Below are 23,510 nucleotides of genomic sequence, written 5' to 3'. Positions count from 1 at the left end.
TCTAATTTTCTAATTGGCAAATTATCTAATTACTTTTTTCTCTCAATAACGTAGTTCACCATCAAAATAAGAGCATCCTTAAACTCAGAATCGGGGTAATTCTCTAAAAGTAAAAGTGCTTCGTGCTGAAATTCCACCATTTTATTTTCGGCGTAAGCCAAACCATTATTGTCTTTTACAAAAGCAATAACTTCTTTAACGCGTTTTTTGTCTTTGTTGTGGTTTTTGATCGAGTTGATCAGCCACTTTTTTTCTTGTTGGGTACAAGTATTTAAAACATGAATTAAAGGCAAAGTCATTTTTTGCTCTTTAATATCAATTCCGGTTGGTTTACCAATGGCTTCTTCGCTGTAATCGAATAAGTCATCTTTAATTTGAAAAGCCATTCCGATAAGTTCACCGAATTTTCGCATATTTTCCACCTGAATATCATCTTCAATTACCGATTTTGCACCAAGCGCACAACAAGCCGCAATAAGTGTAGCGGTTTTTTTTCGAATAATTTCGTAATAAATATCTTCGGTAATATCAAGTCTTCGTGCTTTTTCGATCTGAAGTAATTCTCCTTCACTCATTTCACGAACAGCAACTGAAATGATTCGGAGTAAATCAAAATCACCATTATCTATAGAAAGCAGTAATCCTTTCGACAATAAATAATCTCCAACTAAAACGGCTATTTTATTTTTCCAAAGTGCATTGATGGAGAAAAATCCGCGACGGCGATTGCTGTCGTCTACCACATCATCATGAACTAAAGTCGCAGTATGAATCAATTCAATTACAGATGCACCACGATAAGTTCTCTCATTTACAATGCCTCCGGAAACCATTTTTGAAGTCAGAAAAACAAACATAGGACGCATTTGTTTTCCTTTTCGATTTACGATGTAATACGTGATACGGTTTAGTAATGCAACCTTTGAAGTCATCGATTCATGGAACTTTTTTTCAAAAAGTTCCATCTCGTTAAAAATGGGTTGTTTTATTTGAGAAGTAATATTCATTTCGACTCCAAATATACTATTTTAAATAAAAAAACGTTGTGTATTTTAAGTTAGTATATCAACAATTGTGTACTAATTTAAAAAAATCACCAAAAAAACATAATCTGATTAAAGCCTAATTTGAATTCATTAATTTAAAAATCACCTAAACAAATTATTATGAAAGCAAAATTTTTATTTATTGGAACATTAGTAGCTTTATCTTTTTTTATCAGCTGTAATTCTGATGAAAAAACAAATGACGGAGTATCAGCAGCAATTACAAAAGACGAAATTATTACAAATTCTAAAATTGACGCCTCAATAGATGATGTAACGAATATTGCTGAAGATCAATTTAGCGCACAACAAAACAGCACTAATAAACCAAGCGGACCCATTAAAAGCTTTTTACCGAGCTGCGCTACAATTACAACAGTTTTAACCAATAATACCTGGACAAAAACTGTCGATTTTGGTGTTGAAGGTTGTACTCTTGAAAACGGAAATACAGTAAAAGGAAAAATGGTTATTTCTTTTTCTAATGATTTTTCGACAGCTACACAAACAATCAGTTATACTTTTGATGGATTTTATCACAATGGCAAAAAACTTCAGGGAAGTAAAAGCATTGTACGAACTGTAAAAACTACAGATTTACTGGCAACAGCACATCCTGTTTTGACCGCTGCAATCGATATGACCATTACTTTTGATGACGGAGGTGTTTATACCAGAAAAGGTTCTTTGGTAAAAGAAATGGTTGAAGGTTATGATACCTGGTTCAATTGGGAAGATAATGCTTATCTTGTAACCGGAAGCGGCACCACTACTTTCCCAAATGGAGACACTTATACAGCTGAAATCACAACACCTCTACAATTTAAAGCGGTGTGTAAAAAATCATTTGCTGTAAAAGGTATTGTAACAGTATCTAAAAACGGAGCTTCAGCAGTTGTTGATTACGGAGACGGAAGCTGCGATACACTTGCTAAAATAACTAAAGACGGAGTAACGGAAGAGGTTGATTTGAAAAAATAATAACCCTTTTTGCCCAGAAAAAAAGCATTAAGAACAAGAAGACCTCTCGTTTTTAATGCTTTTTTGTTTTTAATATTTAGAATCCAAGTTTAGTCACTATTGGGCATTTTATCATTTTTCTTTCATTAATTTTCTACCAACATTTAATTCCTACGGAATAATTATAGTAACGAATATTTTATTTACATTCTACAATATGTCTCGTAGAGACTATATATTGGTAAAAAAAAATCATTATAACTGTCTTGTCCCGTAGGGACTACACATGTTTTTCTATTTATCCTTCTTTGTTTGCCAATTGCCCGCACGCAGCATCAATATCTTTTCCTCGGCTACGACGTACTTTTACCACAATTCCAATGTTTTCCAAAGCCTTTATATAAGCCATAATAGACTCTTCTGAAGCTTGTTGAAACTCACCATCGTCAATTGGATTATATTCAATTAAATTGACCTTACAAGGCACATATTTACAGAATTTTACCAAAGCATCAATTGAAGCTTTGTCGTCGTTTATTCCTTTCCAAACCACATATTCGTAAGAGATTTTACTTTTGGTTTTTCTATACCAATATTCTAAGGCTTCACGTAATTCAGATAAAGGGAAATTTTTGCTGAAAGGCATGATTCGCGCACGAATTTCGTCGATAGCCGAATGCAATGAAACTGCCAATTTGAATTTTACATCATCATCAGCCATTTTCTTAATCATTTTCGGAATTCCGGAAGTCGATACTATGATTCGTTTTGGCGACATTCCCAAACCTTCTGTTGATGTAACCATATCAATTGCTTTAATGACATTATTATAATTCATCAAAGGCTCTCCCATTCCCATAAAAACGATATTCGAAAGCGGATGATTGTGGTACAACCGACTTTCTTTATCGATTGCCAAAATTTGATCGTAGATTTCGCCCGGTTCCAGATTTCGCATTCTTTTCAATCTTGAAGTTGCGCAGAAATTACAATCTAAACTACAACCCACCTGACTTGACACACAAGCTGTTGTTCTGGTGTCTGTCGGAATCAAAACCGATTCGACTACTAAACCATCATGAAGACGAACTGCATTTTTTACCGTTCCGTCACTACTACGCTGCATAGTATCAACCTTAATATGATTGATTACAAAATTATCTTCAAGCATAGAACGCGTTGTTTTGGCAACATTCGTCATATCCTCAAAACTGTGTGCTCCCTTGCTCCACAACCATTCATAGACTTGATTTCCACGAAAAGCTTTGTCATTATTTGCGACAAAAAAATCTCGTAATTGATCTTTTGATAAGGCTCTTATGTCTTTTTTCTCGATTTGCATGGTGCAAATTTAAGGATTTGTTCATTTCTAATGGCACAAACCGCTATACAATCTTAAAAATTGATTAGGAAGCTATTCTAAAAACGACTAATTCTAAAAACTTTAACACGCATTTATACAATTAAAACCTGTGGAAAAATTATTGAAATCGATGTAGTTATAAATATCATTTTAATAAAATTTTAACAATGATTTTTATCAGTAAAATCTTCGGATATGAGAGATAAATTTGGTTCAAGTTAACAAAGGATGCTTTTAGTACTAAGGCAGAATTGGCTAAAAAGCCATAAACATTTCAATAAATATTATCAAATGAAATCAATAAAAATAAAATTACTTGTAATTGTAATTTCCTTTTTAGGAATTACGTCAGTCGCATCTGCACAAAAAAATTATGCTTTAGACAGTAAATCAACCTTTTCTGTTTCAGGAACGTCAACGCTGCATGATTGGGAAATGAAATCGGGTTCAGGAAGCGGAACGGCCAATTTTACGATTGTCAATTCTAAACTAACTGAAATCGAATCATTGTCTATAACGCTATTAGCAGAAAGCATTAAAAGCGAGAAAAAAAGTATGGATAAAGTAGCTTACGAAACTTTGAAAACAGACAAGCAAAAAAACATCAAATATATTTTAAAATCTGCCGAAAAAGTAAACGAATCTAATTGGGAACTAACCGGAACTTATACCATCGCAGGAGTTAGTAAAATCTTAAAGACAATTGTCAAAGCTACTCTTACTAAAGATGGAGTAAACCTGCAGGGCTCAAACAAAATCACTTTTGCCGATTTTGGAATGAAGTCACCAACTGCTTTACTCGGCACCATTAAAACCGGTCAGGATTTGACCTTAAAATTTAATTTAAACTTTAATTTATAATCGCCATGAAAAAAATCTATATCCTGTTTATAGCCTTAGTAAGTACGTTTGCTGTAAATGCACAAGTCAGTTTTGGGCACATTCAGAACCAAATTCCAAGGAATCAAAAAGGCATCAATCAGTTTGACGTTAAAAAAGATACTGTTGCTTTTAAAGGTATTAGTGTGGATATGGGAGCTGCATTTGCACTTCAGTTTCAAGCTTTAAACTCCTATAATGATCAGGCAAATTTAGCAACTGCCCCTAATTACAGATTAAATAATCTGGAAAACAACTTCAACTTACCTAATGCTAATTTCACTATTGGAGCACAGTTATTTGACGGTGTGCGTGTAAACTTGGATGTTTACTTAGCCTCAAGACATCATAATGAAACCTGGGTGAAAGGTGGTTATTTACAAATTGACAAACTTGACTTCATTAAAAAAGATTTCTTAGCCGACTTCATGCAATATACAACGATCAAAATTGGTCAAATGGAGAATAACTACGGTGATGCTCATTTTAGAAGATCTGATAATGGAAATGCCTTTATGAATCCGTTCGTAGGAAATAATATTATGGATGCTTTTATCACCGAAATGGGAGCTGAACTTTACTACAACAGATCTGGATTTGTTAGTATGATTGGAGTTACAAACTCTAAATTAAATCAGGATGTTAAAGAAATTGTTCCGGCACCAACTACTGCTATAAAACCTGACAATAATACAACTATAAGTCCTTCTATCCTTGCTAAATTAGGCTGGGACAAGCAAATTAATCCGGATTTGAGAATTAGGCTTACAGGATCCTATTATCACACCGCAAATTCTAGTGGAAATTTATATGCGTCAGACAGAGCAGGAAGTCGTTTCTATGGCGTAATGAGCCATGCCGATTATAATGTTATAAATCCTGCAACAGGAGCTATTACACCTGTCTTAAATAATTTTGATCCAACTGCAAACAAAGATACCGGAAGATTTAATCCGGCTTACGGAAACTGGGCAACATCTTATATGGTTAATCCATTTATAAAATATAAAGGTCTTGAGTTTTTTGGAACTTTAGAATTTACTTCAGGAGGTGATTTCAAAGGAACGGATGACACTCGTAAGGTAAATCAATATGTTGGAGATCTGGTATATCGTTTTGGTGAAGGAGAACGTTTTTATATAGGCGGAAAATACAATTTAGTGGATGGAAAACTGGCTAATGCAAATACTCAGGCAATTCAGATTAACAGATTCGAAGCTGCAGCAGGTTGGTTTATGACAAAAAATGTTTTGGCCAAAGTAGAATATGTGGATCAGAATTATAAAAACTTCTCTCAATTTAACGGAGCAATTCCTAACGACTTATACGGAGGCAGTTTTAAAGGATTGATGTTTGAAGCCGTAATTTCATTCTGACATAATGTTTAACAGAATACTAATTTTAACTTTGGGTTTAGTAATTTTCTTTTTCTTGGGAAGTGCTAAACCCACTTTTTTAGAAGATGATGCTGTGATCATAATTAATAAAATCAGAATTGAAATTACGGGAACATCTACTGTTGGCAAGTACAACTGTTCCAATTTATTTATGACAAAAGATACCGTGTACTTAAACTCAATCAAAAAAAACATTTTTAACACTGAAATCAAAATGTCAAATTTTGATTGTGGAAATAAAATAATGACAAAGGACTTACAAGGAACGGTAAAAATAAAACAGTTCCCAAATAGTACCGTTTGCATTAGGGATATTAGACAGGTTGGGAAAAATTACAAATGCAACCTTAACTTCCTGATCACTAATAAAACCCTTAAATACAAAGATTTTATACTTTATACAGATGTTAACAAAATTCAGGGAACACTTAACTTAAAATTTTCTGATATCGAACTAGAACCACCAACAAAAATGGCTGGTTTAATTAAGGTCAAAGACGAACTTGTTATCAATTTCAGCTTATACAAATAATTGTTAACCAAATCTGATTAAGGCTTGCATCAAATGTTTTCATGTTTATTTTTTTTTTCGAAAAGGTATCGTTCTATAGGGTACCTTTTTGTTTAAACAAAACTTCTAATTATTCTTTTCTAAATTATAAAACTTGGCACGGGAATTGTCTTCTACTCAAAAGGAAAATAATCTTACAAAGCGCGCAATCATTTTAAAATTTGTATCTTTATTTTTCAGCTTTATAACCTTTAAATTTTATAACCTAAAAAAAATTGATTCATTATGAAAAAACAAATTTTAAGCTTAGCTGTTGTTGCTTTGTTAGCATTCGCTGTTCAATCTTGTGAGAAGAAAGAACCAAAACCAGGAGAAGACGAATTAACTCTTGGAAACAAGGTTGATACTTTGACTACAGATATCGAACAGGCAAAAGACAGCGCTGTAATTAAAGCTGAAAACGCTGCCGCGAAAGCGAAAGAAGCTTCTGAAAATGCTGCCGAGGATGTGAAAGACGCTACAACCAAAGCTGCACAAGATGTAAAAGAAGCCACTAAAAAAGCTGCAGACAAAGCAGAAGCTGCTGCAAAAGCTGCTAAAGACGGAACAGTAAAAACTGCTAAAGACGTTAATGAAGCATTGAAGAAATAATTGAAGAATTTACAAACTAAAACCATCCCACGGCGGATGGTTTTTTTATGAAAAAAAGTGAGCGAATATTTTTTGTATTTTTGCTTTAAATTAGAAGATACTACAACATGCATTTTATTTCACAAGACTTAGAAGACTATATCGAACAGCATTCTGAAAACGAACCAGAATTGTTAGCAAAACTGAACAAAGAAACCTACCAAAAAATTCTTTTACCAAGAATGTTGAGCGGGCATTTTCAAGGAAGAGTTTTAAGCATGTTATCCAAATTAATTCGTCCGGTAAATATTCTGGAAATCGGGACTTATACGGGTTATGCGGCTTTGTGTCTGTGTGAAGGAATACAGGAAAACGGTCAATTGCACACCATTGATATTAAAGAAGAATTAATTGATTTTCAGCGAAAATATTTTGATGCCTCGCCTTGGGGGAAACAAATTTTTCAGCATTTAGGAGAAGCAATTGCTATTATTCCGACTTTGGATGTGAAATTTGATTTGGTTTTTATTGATGCTGATAAGGAAAACTACCTAAATTATTGGGAAATGATTGTTCCGAAAATGAATAAGGGCGGAATCATTTTATCTGATAATGTTTTGTGGAGCGGAAAAATCCTCGAACCAGTTCATCCAAATGATGTTAGCACGAAAGTCCTTTTAGAGTATAATTTACTTTTGAAAAATGATCCGAGAGTGGAAACGGTTTTGTTGCCTATTCGTGATGGATTGACAGTGAGTAGGGTTCTTTAGAAAAAGGTCCACACTAAGGCTCTAAGTTGTTTTTAATATCGTTAATTATAGATTGAATTAAAAGATGGATTCTTCAAAAGAAATAGATGCTGAAGGTTTTACAATTATAAATAATGTTTATACTGAAAATGAAGTTGAAAAATTAATTTCGTTAATTGAAAATCTAACCAAAAATGATAGTGACAATGCAACATTCAGAAAATCTCAGGATTTATTTGCCATCAGACAATTTCATAAAGAAGTTCCAGAAACTTTAGATTTCATTTTCAATCAAAATTTAAAAGACATTATTGCATCTACATTTGGAGAAGACTACTTTATAACGAAATCAATCTATTTTGATAAACCCGAAAAATCAAATTGGTTTGTCGCTTATCATCAGGATTTAACGATTTCTGTTGACAAGAAAATTGAAATCGAGAACTTCTCAAACTGGACTATAAAACAAAATCAATTTGCAGTTCAGCCTCCACTAGAAATCCTGGAAAATAATTTCACTATCAGAATACATCTTGATCATACCACTAAAGAGAACGGCGCATTAAAAGTCATTAACAATTCGCATTCAAAAGGAATTTTTAGAGTTGAGAATCTTCAGACTGAAAATGAAACGATTTGTGAAGTTGAGAAAGGCGGAATCATGATTATGAGACCCTTACTTTTTCATGCTTCAAACAAAACTACCAATAACGAAAGACGAAGGGTTATTCATATTGAATTTAGTAATCACCAACTTCCTAACGAATTAGAATGGAGTGAGAAAACGTTTTTTAACAACTAAACTTCTTTTGAAAATAGTTCCCTAGCCCGGATGGAAGCGGTATCCTTTTTCTGGCTCCTTTAGCCAGGAAAAGATATAGCGGACAGCCGGAAATAGCTCCTGAAAATTATCCCGGAAAATATAAAGGTTTTAGTTTTCGATAAACCAAAAATAGCAGTGATCCAAAAACAGCTCCGAAGAAATAACCGGTAAGAATGTCTCCAGGATAATGCAATCCTAAATAAATTCGGCTATAAGCGAAGATTAAAGGCCATAAAAACAAGAATCCTAAATACTTGAAATGGCGTTTTAAAATCAAGAATAAAAAGGTTGCAACAGCCATTGTGTTAGCGGCATGACCTGAGAAAAAACTATAGGAAGTACGAACCTGAACAATACGAATAAATGAATTTATTTCGGGATTATTACACGGGCGTAAACGTTCGAAAGTATGTTTGAACAAATTAGTCATCTGATCTGTAAATGCAATTAAAACTGCAATGAAAAGAAGAATATATAAGGTTTGTTTTATCCCTATCTTTTTATAAATAATAAAAAACAGGAATAGAAAAAAGGGTGTCCAATACAATTGATTGGTAATAATCAGCCAAAGTTTATCGTATGTTTCAGAACCTAAACCATTAAGATACACAAAGAGATTGGTATCTAATTCTTGTATTTTTTCAAGCATATTACATTTGGCGTTTTACAGGTCCGGAGATTGAATCGATGTCTTCTTTTACTTTGTCTATTTCTGTCGCAGTATCACCTAATAAATTACCAGACAAACTGGTAGTATCACCTAAAAGGTTCGATTTTGCGTCGTTAATCTGTGCGTTAATATTCCCTGTGATATCCGTTAAAGATTTTGTATCAAGTCCATTTGCCTCTGCTCCTTTTTGAATCTCACTTTTAATGTCGTTGGTTGCGTTCTTTAATTGCGCCATAGCTTTTCCCATGGTACGAGCAATTTCAGGCACTTTATCAGACCCAAAAAGCATTAGTACGATAAACAGTATAAAAACTAATTCTCCTCCTCCTATACCAAACATAACTTTTATTTTTGTGTGCCACAAAGATATTAAATTTTGCAGCCGACTGTTTTAAAATTTACTTAAAAAAAAAGACTCTAAATTTTTAGAGTCTTTTTAGTTTATTCTTAATCAAATTTTGATTTTTCTTCTGTCTTTGGCCACGAGTTATTGGTTACATCAATATCAGCGGTCATCAATTTTGGATCTACCTGAATACTTTTGATTGCTTTTTCAGTTGCATAAACTTTCTTAGCGGTATCATTGTTTTTTCTCCAGATTTGTGCCGGATACTGGAAGTTTTGTTTTGAACCATCTTCGTAAGTGATTTCAACCAAAATTGGCATAATCATTCCGCCTGGTTTATTAAATTCCACTTCGTAGAAATATTTTGGCGACTTTAAACTTGCTTTTTCTTCAGCGGTAAAACTTTGATTTACGTAATCTGCCAATAATTTCACATCGTCCACTTTCAAAGCTTTTTTCTTTGAAGCATTTACTTCTGCATTATCGCTTGCCACTAAATAAACGAATGGTCCTTTATCAAATCCGAAACGTCCTTTTTTTACTTTTACATCTTTTAAATCAGCTGTTGGAGTATCAGAAACATAATATTGTTTTACGTCTTTAATTCCGATATCTACAAAATCAGTGGAGTAAAACCATCCTCTGAAAAACCAATCTAAATCTACTGCCGAAGCATCTTCCATAGTTCTGAAGAAATCTTCAGGAGTTGGATGTTTAAACTTCCATCTGTTTGCGTAGGTCCTGAATGCATAATCAAACAATTCTCTTCCCATTACTACTTCTCTTAAGATATTAAGACCTGTAGCCGGTTTTCCGTACGCATTATTTCCAAACTGTGCAATTGTTTCAGAGTTAGACATAATTGGCTCTAAAAACTTTTGATCCCCACTCATGTAAGGGACAATGTTTTTTGCCGGTCCGCGTCTTGAAGGGAAATTTGGATCTAATTCCTGCTCTGCCAAATATTCTAAAAATGAATTTAAACCTTCATCCATCCACGTCCATTGACGCTCATCTGAGTTTACAATCATCGGAAAGAAAGTGTGTCCTACTTCGTGAATTACAACACCAATCATTCCGTTTTTAACTTCTTTGCTTGTCACTCCATTTTCATCAGGACGACCAAAATTCCAACAAATCATCGGATATTCCATTCCCTGATCTTCAGCAGAAACTGAAACTGCTTTTGGATAAGGATAATCAAAAGTATGAGAGGAATAGCTTTTTAAAGTATGCGCTACTGTCATTGTAGAAGTTTCTCCCCAAAGCGGATTTGCTTCTTTGGGATAAACAGATTCTGCCATAACAATTTTACCACCCAATTTTACAGCCATTGCATCGTAAATAAATTTTCTTGAAGAAGCAATTCCGAAATCGCGTACATTTTTAGCACTGAATTTCCATGTTTTTTTCTTTTCAGAGAAACCTTTTTCAGCAGCTTCAGCCTCAGCCTGAGTAACAATCACCACAGGTTTATCAAATGATTTCTGAGCTTGTTCGTAACGTTTAACTTGCTCTGCAGTAAAAACTTCAGCTCTGTTTGTTAATTCTCCTGTTGCATCAATAACGTGATCTGCAGGAACCGTAATATTTACATCGAAGTTTCCGAAAGGAAGAGCAAACTCTCCGCTTCCCCAGAATTGCATATTTTGCCATCCTTCAACATCGTTGTAAACTGCCATTCTTGGATAGAATTGAGCAATTACATATAATTTATTTCCGTCTTTTTCGAATAATTCATAACCTGATCGTCCGCCTTCTTTTCTATAATTATTGATGTTGTACCACCATTTTATAGCTAATGAAATTTTTTCACCTGGTTTTAAAGGAGCAGCCAAATTAATACGCATCATCGTTTCGTTGATCGTATAGGACATCGGGTTTCCTTTTGCATCTTTTACTTGTTCGATGTTGAAACCACGCTCTAAATCTTTCTTCAGATATTTACTAGAAAAACCATCCAATGGCAATACCTGATTGATTTTTTCGCTTTCAGCTAATGGCGCCTGAGTATTTGCTTTAGCCTGATTTTGATCTAACTGAATCCATAGATATTCTAAACTATCCGGAGAATTGTTTGAATACGTAATTACTTCAGAGCCTGTTAATTTTGAATTTTTATCGTCTAATTCAATATCGATTTTATAATCTGCCTGTTGTTGGTAATACGCAGGACCTGGTGCTCCGGACGCCGTACGAAACATATTTGGCGTTGCCAGCAAATCGTACATTTGACTGAATTTGTTGGTATCGTACTTACCTTGTTGTTTTGGAGCAACTGTGGTATTTTTTTCCTGAGCCATTAATAAGGCAGGGAAAATTAATAATAATGAAAGTTTTTTCATAAAATATAATAGGTAATTTTATCAGGGTGTGAAAATAACAATTAAAATGATAATTATATCTATTCATTAATACTTTAACACTTCTTTCCTTGAAGATTCCGTAAAGAGAACACTCTTTTTAGTACCGAATGCTGAAATATGTGTAATATTTTGCTGCTCAGCATTCCAATCTACTAAAATAGTATTTGAAATTTCAAGTGTCTTAAATTTATCGATCTCTTTTATTCGGGAATAACAAACCAGTACATCGCCAGCCTCAACTTCTTTAGATAAAAAAGTAATTGGTTTTGGCTGACCGTTTACTTTTATTGTGAAATTTTCTGAAAGGTATTTTTTAAATAATTCTAAATCTTCGGGAGTTTCTTTCTCCGTTCCGATGAAAGTTTTTTTATGGTATTTTTTTTCCATCCCGTTATTCAGATCATCAATAAAAATACGGGATGTAATTTGTATCATTTTCTTTTCGGCCGCGTAATTCACCTGAAAAACGCCCATATAAAATTTATGAAAAGCAAACGAGGATAGCGATAAAAATAATACCCCAATTAAGGGGTAGATTAATTTATTTTTCATTTTTAGAAACTGTAATATTCTTAAAATCTTTATTCTTATTAATCATAAAATCAATTAACTGAAATTTATCATCTGGTTTTAAATAGCGCTTAGATTCCGGGTCATTAGAGCAATACATTAAAAACAGTTCTATTTCATCGTCTTTTAGATTCAGTGTTTTATTAAAAAAATCAGGTGTAAAATTATCCCTCGCATAAGCCGTAAAAGCAATATCACTTATAACTTCTTCCTGAACCTCATCATTTTTACGCAAAAGCTTCTTAACATCCTTAAATATTCGAACAAAATCAGTTCCGTATTTAATGGTTTGATCAGAATACATTACGGTATTTTTTGCTGTCGACTGTTTGTCATCTTCAAACTGTAAATCGACTATTGCCTGAGAACCACCTCCTAATGCTTTTACTTTTAAATCTTTATGAACCAAAACTTCCTTAAGCTGATTGTTTACTAAATCTAAAGGAACATTAAAGAGAATTTGGGCACAATCTTTTTCTGTCAAAACAATCTTTCTGGACTGAAATGCCATTCCGGTAAACAGCAAAGTATCTTTGGGTTTTGCCATAATATCAAACAATCCGCCAGAACCAATAAAAGTTCTGACATTGGCATTTATATTCATTACATATCCACTTTCAATAGCAAGTGATGGGTTTGTAACTTGTCCGTGTAACGGTTTCCTTGTTTCATTTTGTCCGAATGAAATTTGACAAAAAAGGCACAAAACGAGTATTCTTAGGCTACTTTTCATTTTCGAGGATTTTAAGATATTTTCTGGCTAATTCAGTGATTAAAAACATACTCATTGTTTTGTTTTTACTATTCAAAGATACGGCAAATTCAGAATCCTCTACACAATATAATTGAAATCCTTTAATATCTTCTAACGAAATCTTTAATCTTTCTGTATAGTAATTCTCATCAAAAAGATATTCCAACTTCCTGAAAAGCATCTCCTTTTTCTCTACTTTTATCTCTTTTTTCAGCATTGAAGTACGACCTGACATTGCATTTATCAACTTGTCTACCGAAGTTGATTTGGCCGTATAAAGTTTTCTTTCAGCCGGAGTATAGGTCTTTTGTCCATGCGGAACAATCCCAAGATTTTCAGCATTAATACCTGCATTGTCGTTTACAACAACCTCTTTCAGCTCGATTTGTTTTGCGGTCATTTTGATCTGAATCGAAGTAGAATTCAAATCTTCTGCTGAGATTCTATGTTTTAAGGGCTCCAGATTAACAGAAGAAAAAATTAAAACATCTCCTTCTTTCGCTGTAATCGAAAACATTCCATTTTCATCCGTAACAGCAGTAATTTGAGTATTATTATTGATGACATTCACCCCTTCAACGAAAGATGATTGTTCAAATACCTGCCCCAGAATTTCTTTGGTGCCAGAAGTTTGACCAAATGAAATTTGAGCAAGTACTAAAAATAAAATCAATAAGGTATTATTTGTTTTCAACAGCTAATATTTCTTTGTATTTAACAGCCAATTCAGCTAATAAAAATTCTGTCGAAGTTTTATTTTTAGAATTTAAAATAACTGTAAACTTATCATTTTCTACAGCATAATACTCGAAGCCTTTCACATACTCAGTCGGAATTTTCAATCTGTTAACAAAATGATCGAGACTAAACATATTTTCTAAAAGCTTCATGAAAAATTCCTTTTTTTCAACTATCAGTTCTTTTTTAAGCATTTTTGTCCTGCCTGATAAAAAATTCAAAAAAGGATCTGCAGAAATCGAACCACCTGCCATTCCACTTGCACTTGCAGTCGCGTCTAACGCGGTAGCAGTACGTAATTTTCTCTCACTTTCTGTATATGTTTTTTGATTTCCCGGAACAATTCCCATTGCCCTAGCATTTATATTATCGTATCGTTTTACAATCACTTCCTGCAATTGATGCATTACCAGACTTAGCTTTATAGTAAAATTAAGATCCGTAAAGTTTTCACTGGTCAACAAAACCCGATTTTCTTTAAATTGAATAGAAGAAAAAACAAGCGTATCTCCGGGTTTAGCCATGATAGAAAAAGCGCCTTCGGCGTCTGTCGTCACCATAACTTCAGTTTGTGCGTTTACTACATAAACACCTTCCAAATCATTTGTATTCGAAACGATTTTGCCGTTTACAATAGCACGATCCTGATTTTGAGACCACGCAGTCTGACTCAAAATAATAACCAAAACGCATAAAACTCTGTTGATCAAAATAAAAAAATTAAAATTACCGTTAAAAGTGTAAAAATATCTTAATGTGTTCCAAAATTAGTATTAACGGCTTGGTAAAAATATGTTAATTAAACTCTTGTTTTCTCTTGTAAAAAAAGAGTTTTTAATACCTTTAACCTAAACAATCTGAGTACATAATTTATGAAAAGCATCATTATTGCCAGCACTTCTACGCTGCACGAAGGCAGTTATTTAGAGTATTTATTACCTACCTTACAAGTACATTTTAAAAATTGCAAAAGCATTTTATTTATTCCATTTGCCCGCCCTGGCGGAATTTCACATAACGATTACACTGAAAAAGTAGCGCAGGCATTTGCAACTATTAACATTTCTGTAAAAGGAATTCATGAGTTCGAAAATCCTGCGGAAGCAATAAAAACTGCAGAAGGGATATTTACCGGTGGAGGAAATACGTTTTTATTGGTTACGCAATTGTATCAAAAAAATATTATACAGCTTCTTTCTGAAACTGTAAAAAATGGGACACCCTACTTAGGAACCAGTGCAGGAAGCAATATTTGCGGTTTATCCATGCAGACAACCAACGATATGCCAATTGTTTATCCTCCAAGTTTTCAAACGTTAGGATTAATTCCCTTCAATTTAAACCCACATTATTTAGATCCCGACTTACAATCGAAACATATGGGTGAAACGCGCGAAACCAGAATTAAGGAGTTTCATGCTTTTAATGCAATCCCGGTTTTAGGCTTAAGAGAAGGAAGCTGGCTTGAAGTAAAAGGCAATAAAATCACTTTGAAAGGAAGTCTGACCGCTCGTTTGTTCAAACAAAACGAAATTCCGACAGAACTGGAAACAGAAAGTGATTTGAGCGACTTAAAATAATTTTTCACCATATAAGTGACATAAGCTCATTTAAATAAGGCCTGCGTAAAAACGGATCAACGCTAAATGTTGTGGAAAAACATAAAAGAATATATTCCCTAATTATTTTTTACCACAGAGAACACAAAGATTTTTATTTGTGAATGCCGCAGAAAACACAGAGTTCGCAAAGCGAGATCAATATAAAGCCTTGCGTCCCGAGGCTTCGGGATACCTTTTTATAAAGTTAAGAATAAAACTTAGTGCTTACTGCGGTAATTTTTTTTACTCTCTCCCACGTTTTGGTTTGTTTAACCGCAAGGGACGCAAAAGGGTTACGCAAGGGACGCAATGTATAGCTTTGCGAACTTAATAAAGATCCTGCAAACACAGCAGAAAAAAAACTTTGCGTGCTTTGCGATAATTTTTTTTACAGATCCACAGGTTTTCGTGTTGATCCTTTCTTATAGTACTTATATGGTTTAATAAGGTCCTAAAAAGCAAAAAATCCCCAAACAAATTGTTTGAGGATTTTGAAGAGCGAAAGACGAGGCTCGAACTCGCGACAACCAGCTTGGAAGGCTGGAGCTCTACCAACTGAGCTACTTTCGCATTAACAGGGTGCAAATATAAATAATTAAATCATTTAAAAAAATAAAAATCAATAATTATTTAATTTTGATAAAAAAACCGAAACAATTAAGTTTCGGTTTTTAGAGCGAAAGACGAGGCTCGAACTCGCGACAACCAGCTTGGAAGGCTGGAGCTCTACCAACTGAGCTACTTTCGCATTACTGGTGCAAATATAAAAAATAAGTTCAGTTCAAAACAAGCTTTTTTTCAAAAAAAATGAATTAAAAGCAACAATTTCTTATAACCTATTTAAAACTAAAAAGTTAAAGAGCCAATTATTTTTCATAAATTATGATTCAAATTAAAGAAATACCATCAAAAGAAACTTATATCGTTCGTCAATCTGTTCTCAGAAAAGGAAAACCTATAGAAAGTTGTATCTTCGAGGGAGATGACTTAGAAACAACACATCATTTTGATCTTTTTGATAATGAAAATTTAATAGGAATTATTTCGTTATTCGGAAAAATCAATACTATATTTGCCGAACAGAATTAAGCACAAATTCGCGGGATGGCCGTTTTAGAAACGCATCAGAAAAAAGGATTTGGGGAGGCTTTAGTAACATTGTGAAACCTACTGCAATGCAAACAAAGTCGATTTGATTTGGTTCAACGCCAGAACCGCCGCTGTAGGCTTTTATAAAAAATGGAATACCACCCCCTGGATAAACCATTTGAGATTAAAGATGTTGGCGAACACTATTTGATGTATAAAAAATTATAAAATGAGAAAACTTTACTTTCTTATAATCGCATGTATTTTTATTAGTTGCAAAAAGGAGACTCCAAAAGTTATTCCTGCAAAAACAACAACTCCACCCCCAGCAATCATACTTACCGACGAAAGAAAAGTTTCTATCGATACCGCTTTAATAAATACTTTTAAAAGCAAAACTCTCGGCGAATTCTACACTTCTTCAAACAATCAAACTGTTTGGGGAAATCTCAAAAAGAGAACTTATGTTTTGTCCCAATTAAAAAATTGTAAAGCATTAGGCTTAAATCCAGCCGATTACAAATCTGTAACGCTTGAAAAATACGAAAAACGAATCAGTATGCTAAACGACAAAGAATTAGCAACTTATGACATTTTGCTAACGTATAACTTCGAATTGTATCTGAATCATTTGCACAAAGGCAAACTAGATCCTAAAAAACTATACGCGGACTGGGATCTTCAAGAAAAAAAATTGGATGTCAACAGTGTTCTGATAAAAGCATTTAATAAAAACAAATTAGATAGCATTGTTGACAATATTCAGCCAAAATCAGATACTTACAAACAGCTTTTAAAGGCACTTGAAATTATTGATACATTTCCGAAAGACGATATCGGAATAATTACTGTTGACTCTCTGACAAAGAAAATATCTTTAAATGAAAGCAATAAAGCTTTAGTTACTATCAAAAAAAGGCTTTTGTTTTGGGGCGATATGTCCGGAAAAGATAGTTTAAGTACTACATACAATCAAAAGACATTTGAAGCGGTAAAAAGGTTTCAGGAGAGACATGGTTTGGCGCCTGACGGAGTAATTGGACGAGGAACAATAAGCGCCCTAAATTATTCTAAAGAAAAAAGAAAACAACAAATTATTGCCAATTTAGAGCGTTGGCGTTGGTACAACAATGACTTCGCCGAAAATTATTTCATCATCAATATTCCAAATTACAGCTTAAATGTTGTTGAAAGTCAAGACACTACTTTAGTCCGTAACATTGTCGTTGGAACAAGTAAAAGAAAAACACCAATTATTACATCGGTACTAAAAACAGTTGTTTTTAATCCAACCTGGACAGTTCCTCCGACCATTTTAAAAGAAGATGTAGTTCCTGCGATGAAACGTAATCGTAATTATTTAAAGAATAAAAATATAACGATTTATGATACTACAGGCAATGAAGTTGACCCAAATAACTGGAACGAAAACAAACCAGGCAATTATAAATATGTACAAAGTCCGGGTTATAATAATTCGTTAGGACTGATGAAAATCTTATTCCCGAATCATCATAGCGTTTATTTGCACGATACCAATCATCGTAATTATTTTGGAAGAAATAACCGTTCACTGAGTTCCGGATGCGTTCGTATTGAAAATCCGCTAGAACTTGCTGAACATATTTTAAATGATAGTATTTCGACAAATTGGCCTAAGGAAAAAATCGATTCAATTATTGAAACCAAAACCACAACCAACATTCGCATAAGAAAAAAATATGCTTTGTATCAGTGGTACTGGACAGCCTGGAGCAAAAAAAATCAGCTCATTTTCAGAGCTGATATTTATAATTTAGATTCGGATTTGTATGCTAAATTAAGAAATTAGTCTTTCTTCCATCGCAAAACTTCTTGACGGATGGTAGATATACAAACACGATTTGTTTTTTATAGTTTCAATTATTTTGTCTCTTAATTCAAACGGAATTGCAGGACAGCCCTGGCTTCTGCCTAATCTTTTATTATTCCTGATAAAAGACTCTGAAACATAGTCGGCAGCATGCATTACAACACCTCTTTCACGAGCGTTATCATTCACGCCATTTTCTAAACCATCTAAACGAAGAGAAACTCCGTGTTTTCCCTGATAAATTTCGCCTGTAGCATAAAAACCAAGACTGCTTTTATTAGATGAATTATTGTTTGAAAAAACAGATGCATATTCTTCACCAGTATTTCTTCCGTGAGCCACTAAAGATTGAAACAAAACAGTATTTGTTGCCAAATCAATTACCCAAAGACGTTTGGTATTGGATGACAAACTGAAATCAATTAATGTTAAGATATCTTTTTGAATAACTCCTCTTTCCTTTAATAAATAAAATCCCTTTAAGGCTTCAGAAAAAGTTCTAAGTTCAGGCAACTGATAATTGTTTGGATTCAAGGCATAATATACACCTTCAATTTTAGCTTCAACTGTAAGCTTCTCAACTTTAGCAATACTTTTAGTTGCTTCTTTTTTAATTTCGGGGGTGCTTTTTGAATCTTTACCAAAAGATAATAAGAAAAACACCAGCAGTGGATAAATTTTGTAAATCATTGAATTTCTTTAGGTTAATAACAAATTTGGGTTTGACAAAAGTATAAAAAAAATATGCGGCACAAAATAAATCGCTGTAAATCAGGCACGTTTTGTTTAAAATTTAACAGATCAAAAACAAAAAATTGGCATACTGACGTAAAAATCTTATTTTTACACATTATTTTAACTTTTATTACGTAGCGATATACTTACAATAGTAAAAAGATGTAATTTTTAGATTTTAAAGTGTAACATTTAACAGAATTGAATGTCTATATTATCTCAAGCATCCTTCATCATACCAAATGAAAAAAGTAGTTTTCCTTTATTTTCTGCTCTGTGTAACTTTCGGCTACAGCCAAAAGAAAACCCTACAAGCACAATCTACCTCGCAGTCCATTATTATCGATGGAAAACTAGATGAGACCGCTTGGGAAAACGCTCCGATTGCTTCTGATTTTGTCATGTTTGAGCCCGATAACGGAAAACCAATTCCCGAATCTCAAAAAACAGAAATCAAGGTTATATACAATAATGACGCTATTTACATTGGTGCCATGATGTATGATAACGAACCGAACAAAATTTTAAAAGAAATTTCACAACGTGATAATTTTGGAACTGCTGATATTTTTGGCGTTTTCATCAACGGGTTTAATGACGGACAACAAAATTTTGAGTTTTTTGTTTCTGCAGCAGATGTCCAGGGCGATTGTATCATGACAGATGTCATTGGAGAAGATTATTCCTGGGATGCTGTCTGGATTAGCAAAGCAAAAATAACGGATAAAGGCTGGATTGTTGAAATTAAAATTCCGTACGCCGCTTTGCGATTCTCTGCAGAAAATAAGCAAACCTGGGGAATTAATTTTTTCAGGGAAATAAAAAGAGAACGTAGAAAATATACCTGGACACTAATTAACACCAAAATAGGAACGTTTACACAACAAAATGGGGAATTAACCGGAATTGAAAACATCAAACCTCCTACCCGATTATTTTTTATGCCCTATGCGTCATATTATTTAAATGCTGCTGATGGTCAGAAAACCTACGGCACAATGAAAGGTGGTATGGACATTAAATACGGAATTACAGACGCCTTTACTTTAGATGCGATTCTGGTTCCTGACTTTGGACAAACAAAATACGATGATCAAATTTTGAATTTGAGTCCGTTTGAGCAACAATTCAACGAAAACAGAGCCTTTTTTACAGAAGGAACGGATTTGTTCAATAAAGGAAATATCTTTTACTCCAGAAGAATTGGGGGCGCACCTTCTATAGACCCCGAATTAAATGATAATGAAGAAGTAATTGAAACTGTTCAGAATGTCAATCTTATAAATGCTTTGAAAGTTTCAGGAAGAACAAAAAACGGATTAGGAATTGGAGTTTTAAATGCCGTTACTGAAAAAACTTTTGCCACTGTAAAAGATACCATTTCAGGAGACACAAGAAAAATAGTTGTGGAACCTTTGACCAATTATAATGTTTTGGTTATAGATCAGCGCTTTCGGAAAAATTCTTCCGTAACCTTTATAAATACAAACGTTACAAGAAATGCACATTACAGAGACGCCAATGTTTCGGGCCTAGTCTGGGATTTAAATACAAAAGCAAATACCTATAATTTATCTGGAAATGTAAAATACAGTATTATAAATGAAACTGAAGATAAAACGGGTGTCTTCTCAACAATTGGCTTTGCCGAAACTACTGGAAAATACCGATATAGTGTAGGTACTGATTTTGTTACAAAAGGTTACGATCCCAACGATCTCGGAATTAACTTTTATACCAATTATTACAATTTCTACGGAAATGCAAATTATAGAATTCTAAACCCAACAAAGCTTTTTAATAGCTTTAAGGTAAACTATAATATGTATGTTGAATTCAATAAAGAATCAGGAAAAATACAAGACAATAATATTGAGGCAAATGTAAACCTGAGCACGGTAAAAAATAATTATTATGGCGGAGGATTCACAGTATTTCCTTTAGTCTCCCATGATTATTATGAACCAAGAGCAAACAATCGTTATGTTATACTTCCGAGAAGAGTTGAAGCTTGGGGCAGTATTTCTACAAATTACAACCATAAATTTGCTTTAGATCTAAATCCGTCAATTGCTATTGCTGATGAGCCTGGAAGAATGGCTTACGGTTTTGATATTGGGCCCAGATATCGCTTTAGCGATAAACTTTTAATGGTTTATACTTTTAGCTATTTTAGAAAAAATAACAACAAAGGGTATATCGACGGTTATGATGATGATGACAACGAAAGCACTCCGGAAACTATTGTTTTTGCCAATCGAAATGTGATTACCTATTCGAATACCATTACTGGAAAATATGCTTTAAACAGTGCGATGACTTTGAATTTGGCACTTCGTCAATATTGGTCTTATGCAGAAAACAAAGATATTCTTGAATTACAGCAAGACGGGACTTTAACACCTTATGCTGAATATACTGAAAACAAAAATTCAAGTTTTTACTCCTGGAATGCCGATTTATCGTATTCATGGTGGTTTGCCCCCGGAAGTCAGGTTTCGGTTTTATACCGTAATAGTGCTTCTAATTTTGAGCGTATTATCGATAAAGAATTTAAGGGCAATGTAACTGCATTACTCAACAACGATGCTTTAAAACACATATTTTCAGTCAGTGTAAAATATTTTATTGACTATAATGCTGTCAAAAATAAGCTCAGAAAGAGAGCGTAGCGTGAATTAATTTTAAAAAATAAGTCCTTCTTCAATTAAATTATTATTTTTTCACATACTTCATTTTATTAAACATAAATGTAACATTGCTTTCTTTGCACATTTTAGAAATGGCTTATCTTTGTACAAAACAAAAAGTAATGAACAAGAAAGTTATCCTTATGATTTTAGACGGTTGGGGAAAATCTCCTGACCCTAAAGTATCCGCAATAGACAATGCAAATGTTCCTTTTATAAACAGTCTTTACAAAAATTACCCAAGCGCCCAACTTCGTACCGATGGATTAAACGTAGGTTTACCGGAAGGCCAGATGGGAAACAGCGAAGTGGGACATATGAATCTTGGTGCCGGAAGAATTGTGTATCAGGATTTAGCCAAAATTAACTTAGCCGTAGCACATCAAACATTAGCCAAAGAACAAGTTTTGGTTGACGCTTTTACCTATGCTAAAGAAAACAATAAAAAAGTACACTTTTTAGGATTAGTTTCTGACGGAGGTGTTCACTCTCATACTTCGCACTTACGTGGATTAATCGATGCTTCTCAGGAATATGGTTTAGATCAGGTTTATATTCATGCCTTTACAGACGGACGTGACGTTGATCCAAAATCAGGAGCAAAATACATTCACGACTTAGAAGAACATATTAAAGATACTCCTGTAAAAATCGCATCAATTATTGGTCGTTATTATGCAATGGACCGTGACAAACGTTGGGAACGTGTAAAATTAGCTTACGATTTAGTCGTTAACGGTACCGGAACCCCTTCGCAAAGTGCCGTTGCCAGTGTTCTTGATAGTTATGCACACGATATTACTGACGAATTTATTGCACCAATTGTAATGGTTGACGAACAACAAAAACCACTGGCAACAATTGTTGAAGGTGATGTTGTGATCTTCTTTAATTTCAGAACTGACAGAGGTCGTGAACTTACAGAGGCGCTTTCGCAGCAAGACTTCCACGAGCAAAACATGCACAAATTGAATTTGTATTATGTAACGCTTACCAACTACGACGAAACGTATCAAAACGTAAAAGTTGTGTATAACAAAGATAATATCACTGAAACTCTTGGTGAAGTTTTAGAGAAAGCAGGTAAAACGCAAATTCGTATTGCTGAAACAGAAAAATATCCGCACGTAACATTTTTCTTTTCCGGAGGAAGAGAAACTCCTTTTGAAGGCGAATCTCGTATTTTAAGAAATTCTCCAAAAGTTGCCACTTACGATTTACAGCCAGAAATGAGTGCCTATGAATTGACTGCTGCACTTGTTCCTGAATTAAACAAAGGTGAAGTAGATTTTGTTTGTCTGAATTTTGCTAATGGAGACATGGTTGGACATACCGGAATTATGAGCGCTGCAATCCTTGCTTGTGAAGCTGTTGACGCTTGTGTAAAACAAGTAATTGAAGCCGCTCTTGCTAATGATTACACTACAATTGTAATTGCCGATCACGGAAATTGCGAAACAATGATTAATCCTGACGGAAGCCCTAATACAGCACACACAACGAATCCGGTGCCGATTATTTTAGTTGACAAGAATCTGAAAAACATTCAAAATGGTGTTTTAGGAGATATTGCTCCAACTATTTTAGAATTAATGGGCGTTCCTCAGCCAAATGCAATGACTTGTCATTCCTTATTATAGAAACCACTTTTTTTTAATAGAAAAAGAGACAAGTTTTCGGATTTGTCTCTTTTTTGTTTTTATTGATTTCACCATATAAGTAATATAAGTTCATTTAAAAA

At 33.8% G+C, this 23,510-nt stretch carries 22 protein-coding genes and 2 tRNA genes; 12 read left to right on the top strand and 12 right to left on the bottom strand.

Annotated elements, in window-relative coordinates; genetic code table 11:
- Positions 1 to 29: 29 nt before the first annotated feature.
- On the bottom strand, positions 30 to 1,007 hold the full coding sequence (locus tag ASC72_RS19250; protein WP_056194671.1) for a polyprenyl synthetase family protein: 978 nt from the start codon (positions 1,005 to 1,007) through the stop codon (positions 30 to 32).
- 159 nt (positions 1,008 to 1,166) lie between these two features.
- Between ASC72_RS19250 and ASC72_RS19245 the strand changes: the two genes are divergently transcribed.
- Positions 1,167 to 2,027 carry a hypothetical protein gene (locus tag ASC72_RS19245; protein WP_056194668.1) on the top strand — a complete coding sequence of 287 codons (861 nt, stop codon included), beginning with the start codon at positions 1,167 to 1,169 and terminating at the stop codon, positions 2,025 to 2,027.
- Between the two features lie 277 nt (positions 2,028 to 2,304).
- On the opposite strand, the gene rlmN is transcribed toward ASC72_RS19245, so the two are convergent.
- Positions 2,305 to 3,348 carry a 23S rRNA (adenine(2503)-C(2))-methyltransferase RlmN gene (rlmN, locus tag ASC72_RS19240; RefSeq protein WP_056194665.1) on the bottom strand — a complete coding sequence of 348 codons (1,044 nt, stop codon included), beginning with the start codon at positions 3,346 to 3,348 and terminating at the stop codon, positions 2,305 to 2,307.
- A 312-nt stretch (positions 3,349 to 3,660) separates the two neighbouring features.
- On the opposite strand from rlmN, the gene ASC72_RS19235 reads away from it, so the two are divergent.
- The 6 genes from ASC72_RS19235 to ASC72_RS19210 all read left to right on the top strand — a co-directional run bounded on the left by ASC72_RS19235 (position 3,661) and on the right by ASC72_RS19210 (position 8,337).
- The gene (locus ASC72_RS19235) at positions 3,661 to 4,230 is read left to right on the top strand and encodes a YceI family protein (RefSeq protein ID WP_056195170.1); all 570 of its coding nucleotides are present in this window, start codon (positions 3,661 to 3,663) and stop codon (positions 4,228 to 4,230) included.
- A gap of 5 nt (positions 4,231 to 4,235) precedes the next feature.
- Positions 4,236 to 5,624 carry a hypothetical protein gene (locus ASC72_RS19230; RefSeq protein WP_056194662.1) on the top strand — a complete coding sequence of 463 codons (1,389 nt, stop codon included), beginning with the start codon at positions 4,236 to 4,238 and terminating at the stop codon, positions 5,622 to 5,624.
- Between the two features lie 4 nt (positions 5,625 to 5,628).
- Positions 5,629 to 6,177, top strand: coding sequence for a hypothetical protein (locus ASC72_RS19225; protein ID WP_056194659.1), 549 nt, complete (start codon positions 5,629 to 5,631; stop codon positions 6,175 to 6,177).
- A gap of 264 nt (positions 6,178 to 6,441) precedes the next feature.
- Positions 6,442 to 6,807, top strand: a complete 366-nt coding sequence (locus tag ASC72_RS19220) for a hypothetical protein (protein WP_056194656.1) — start codon at positions 6,442 to 6,444, stop codon at positions 6,805 to 6,807.
- Positions 6,808 to 6,914: 107 nt separating this feature from the next.
- On the top strand, positions 6,915 to 7,556 hold the full coding sequence (locus ASC72_RS19215; protein ID WP_056194653.1) for an O-methyltransferase: 642 nt from the start codon (positions 6,915 to 6,917) through the stop codon (positions 7,554 to 7,556).
- A gap of 64 nt (positions 7,557 to 7,620) precedes the next feature.
- On the top strand, positions 7,621 to 8,337 hold the full coding sequence (locus ASC72_RS19210) for a phytanoyl-CoA dioxygenase family protein (protein ID WP_056194650.1): 717 nt from the start codon (positions 7,621 to 7,623) through the stop codon (positions 8,335 to 8,337).
- Between the two features lie 106 nt (positions 8,338 to 8,443).
- On the opposite strand, the gene ASC72_RS19205 is transcribed toward ASC72_RS19210, so the two are convergent.
- The 7 genes from ASC72_RS19205 to ASC72_RS19175 all read right to left on the bottom strand — a co-directional run bounded on the left by ASC72_RS19205 (position 8,444) and on the right by ASC72_RS19175 (position 14,512).
- On the bottom strand, positions 8,444 to 9,007 hold the full coding sequence (locus ASC72_RS19205; RefSeq protein WP_056194647.1) for a phosphatase PAP2 family protein: 564 nt from the start codon (positions 9,005 to 9,007) through the stop codon (positions 8,444 to 8,446).
- Between the two features lies 1 nt (position 9,008).
- On the bottom strand, positions 9,009 to 9,368 hold the full coding sequence (locus ASC72_RS19200; RefSeq protein ID WP_056194644.1) for a twin-arginine translocase TatA/TatE family subunit: 360 nt from the start codon (positions 9,366 to 9,368) through the stop codon (positions 9,009 to 9,011).
- Positions 9,369 to 9,475: 107 nt separating this feature from the next.
- Positions 9,476 to 11,719, bottom strand: coding sequence for a M1 family metallopeptidase (locus tag ASC72_RS19195; protein WP_056194642.1), 2,244 nt, complete (start codon positions 11,717 to 11,719; stop codon positions 9,476 to 9,478).
- A gap of 66 nt (positions 11,720 to 11,785) precedes the next feature.
- A complete protein-coding gene (locus ASC72_RS19190) occupies positions 11,786 to 12,292 on the bottom strand; it encodes a DUF6702 family protein (protein ID WP_056194639.1) in 507 nt (168 codons plus the stop codon).
- Complete coding sequence (locus tag ASC72_RS19185; protein ID WP_056194637.1) at positions 12,282 to 13,043, bottom strand: hypothetical protein; 762 nt, start codon at positions 13,041 to 13,043, stop codon at positions 12,282 to 12,284. The genes ASC72_RS19190 and ASC72_RS19185 overlap by 11 nt, the downstream gene beginning before the upstream one ends.
- A complete protein-coding gene (locus ASC72_RS19180; RefSeq protein WP_056194635.1) occupies positions 13,033 to 13,758 on the bottom strand; it encodes a carboxypeptidase-like regulatory domain-containing protein in 726 nt (241 codons plus the stop codon). The genes ASC72_RS19185 and ASC72_RS19180 overlap by 11 nt, the downstream gene beginning before the upstream one ends.
- A complete protein-coding gene (locus ASC72_RS19175; protein WP_056194633.1) occupies positions 13,745 to 14,512 on the bottom strand; it encodes a carboxypeptidase-like regulatory domain-containing protein in 768 nt (255 codons plus the stop codon). The genes ASC72_RS19180 and ASC72_RS19175 overlap by 14 nt, the downstream gene beginning before the upstream one ends.
- Positions 14,513 to 14,674: 162 nt before the next feature.
- Here ASC72_RS19175 and pepE point away from each other — a divergent pair, with 162 nt between their 5' ends.
- Positions 14,675 to 15,382, top strand: a complete 708-nt coding sequence (pepE, locus tag ASC72_RS19170; RefSeq protein WP_056194630.1) for a dipeptidase PepE — start codon at positions 14,675 to 14,677, stop codon at positions 15,380 to 15,382.
- Positions 15,383 to 15,900: 518 nt separating this feature from the next.
- On the opposite strand, the gene ASC72_RS19165 is transcribed toward pepE, so the two are convergent.
- Positions 15,901 to 15,973, bottom strand: a tRNA-Gly gene (locus ASC72_RS19165).
- Positions 15,974 to 16,078: 105 nt separating this feature from the next.
- Positions 16,079 to 16,151 (bottom strand) — tRNA-Gly (locus ASC72_RS19160).
- A 134-nt stretch (positions 16,152 to 16,285) separates the two neighbouring features.
- Between ASC72_RS19160 and ASC72_RS24660 the strand changes: the two genes are divergently transcribed.
- Entirely contained in the window at positions 16,286 to 16,492 is a 207-nt protein-coding gene (locus tag ASC72_RS24660; RefSeq protein WP_241775760.1) for a hypothetical protein, read from the top strand.
- Between the two features lie 229 nt (positions 16,493 to 16,721).
- The gene (locus tag ASC72_RS19150; protein ID WP_056194627.1) at positions 16,722 to 18,323 is read left to right on the top strand and encodes a murein L,D-transpeptidase; all 1,602 of its coding nucleotides are present in this window, start codon (positions 16,722 to 16,724) and stop codon (positions 18,321 to 18,323) included.
- Here ASC72_RS19150 and ASC72_RS19145 read toward each other — a convergent pair.
- The gene (locus ASC72_RS19145; protein WP_056194624.1) at positions 18,312 to 19,034 is read right to left on the bottom strand and encodes a murein L,D-transpeptidase catalytic domain family protein; all 723 of its coding nucleotides are present in this window, start codon (positions 19,032 to 19,034) and stop codon (positions 18,312 to 18,314) included. The genes ASC72_RS19150 and ASC72_RS19145 overlap by 12 nt on opposite strands.
- A 287-nt stretch (positions 19,035 to 19,321) precedes the next feature.
- Here ASC72_RS19145 and ASC72_RS19140 point away from each other — a divergent pair, with 287 nt between their 5' ends.
- Together ASC72_RS19140 and gpmI are read left to right on the top strand one after the other, a co-directional pair.
- A complete protein-coding gene (locus ASC72_RS19140) occupies positions 19,322 to 21,751 on the top strand; it encodes a DUF5916 domain-containing protein (protein WP_056194621.1) in 2,430 nt (809 codons plus the stop codon).
- A 140-nt stretch (positions 21,752 to 21,891) separates the two neighbouring features.
- Positions 21,892 to 23,409: a 2,3-bisphosphoglycerate-independent phosphoglycerate mutase gene (gene gpmI / locus ASC72_RS19135; protein WP_056195166.1), complete on the top strand. Its 1,518-nt coding sequence runs from the start codon at positions 21,892 to 21,894 to the stop codon at positions 23,407 to 23,409.
- Positions 23,410 to 23,510: the final 101 nt, after the last annotated feature.

The sequence above is a fragment of the Flavobacterium sp. Root420 genome (assembly GCF_001427905.1).
Classification (GTDB): Bacteria; Bacteroidota; Bacteroidia; order Flavobacteriales; family Flavobacteriaceae; genus Flavobacterium.
This window is presented reverse-complemented; position numbering and strand designations above follow the sequence as displayed.

Bases quoted from the DNA above. Each gene is read 5' to 3' on its own strand.
- ASC72_RS19150 (WP_056194627.1), top strand. From the start codon at position 16,722: ATGAGAAAACTTTACTTTCTTATAATCGCATGTATTTTTATTAGTTGC.
- ASC72_RS19235 (WP_056195170.1), top strand. From the start codon at position 3,661: ATGAAATCAATAAAAATAAAATTACTTGTAATTGTAATTTCCTTTTTA.
- ASC72_RS19210 (WP_056194650.1), top strand. From the start codon at position 7,621: ATGGATTCTTCAAAAGAAATAGATGCTGAAGGTTTTACAATTATAAAT.
- ASC72_RS19250 (WP_056194671.1), bottom strand. From the start codon at position 1,007: ATGAATATTACTTCTCAAATAAAACAACCCATTTTTAACGAGATGGAA.
- ASC72_RS19200 (WP_056194644.1), bottom strand. From the start codon at position 9,368: ATGTTTGGTATAGGAGGAGGAGAATTAGTTTTTATACTGTTTATCGTA.
- ASC72_RS19225 (WP_056194659.1), top strand. From the start codon at position 5,629: ATGTTTAACAGAATACTAATTTTAACTTTGGGTTTAGTAATTTTCTTT.
- ASC72_RS19215 (WP_056194653.1), top strand. From the start codon at position 6,915: ATGCATTTTATTTCACAAGACTTAGAAGACTATATCGAACAGCATTCT.
- pepE (WP_056194630.1), top strand. From the start codon at position 14,675: ATGAAAAGCATCATTATTGCCAGCACTTCTACGCTGCACGAAGGCAGT.
- rlmN (WP_056194665.1), bottom strand. From the start codon at position 3,348: ATGCAAATCGAGAAAAAAGACATAAGAGCCTTATCAAAAGATCAATTA.
- ASC72_RS19230 (WP_056194662.1), top strand. From the start codon at position 4,236: ATGAAAAAAATCTATATCCTGTTTATAGCCTTAGTAAGTACGTTTGCT.
- ASC72_RS19190 (WP_056194639.1), bottom strand. From the start codon at position 12,292: ATGAAAAATAAATTAATCTACCCCTTAATTGGGGTATTATTTTTATCG.
- ASC72_RS19245 (WP_056194668.1), top strand. From the start codon at position 1,167: ATGAAAGCAAAATTTTTATTTATTGGAACATTAGTAGCTTTATCTTTT.
- ASC72_RS19185 (WP_056194637.1), bottom strand. From the start codon at position 13,043: ATGAAAAGTAGCCTAAGAATACTCGTTTTGTGCCTTTTTTGTCAAATT.
- ASC72_RS19140 (WP_056194621.1), top strand. From the start codon at position 19,322: ATGAAAAAAGTAGTTTTCCTTTATTTTCTGCTCTGTGTAACTTTCGGC.
- gpmI (WP_056195166.1), top strand. From the start codon at position 21,892: ATGAACAAGAAAGTTATCCTTATGATTTTAGACGGTTGGGGAAAATCT.
- ASC72_RS19220 (WP_056194656.1), top strand. From the start codon at position 6,442: ATGAAAAAACAAATTTTAAGCTTAGCTGTTGTTGCTTTGTTAGCATTC.
- ASC72_RS24660 (WP_241775760.1), top strand. From the start codon at position 16,286: ATGATTCAAATTAAAGAAATACCATCAAAAGAAACTTATATCGTTCGT.
- ASC72_RS19145 (WP_056194624.1), bottom strand. From the start codon at position 19,034: ATGATTTACAAAATTTATCCACTGCTGGTGTTTTTCTTATTATCTTTT.
- ASC72_RS19195 (WP_056194642.1), bottom strand. From the start codon at position 11,719: ATGAAAAAACTTTCATTATTATTAATTTTCCCTGCCTTATTAATGGCT.
- ASC72_RS19205 (WP_056194647.1), bottom strand. From the start codon at position 9,007: ATGCTTGAAAAAATACAAGAATTAGATACCAATCTCTTTGTGTATCTT.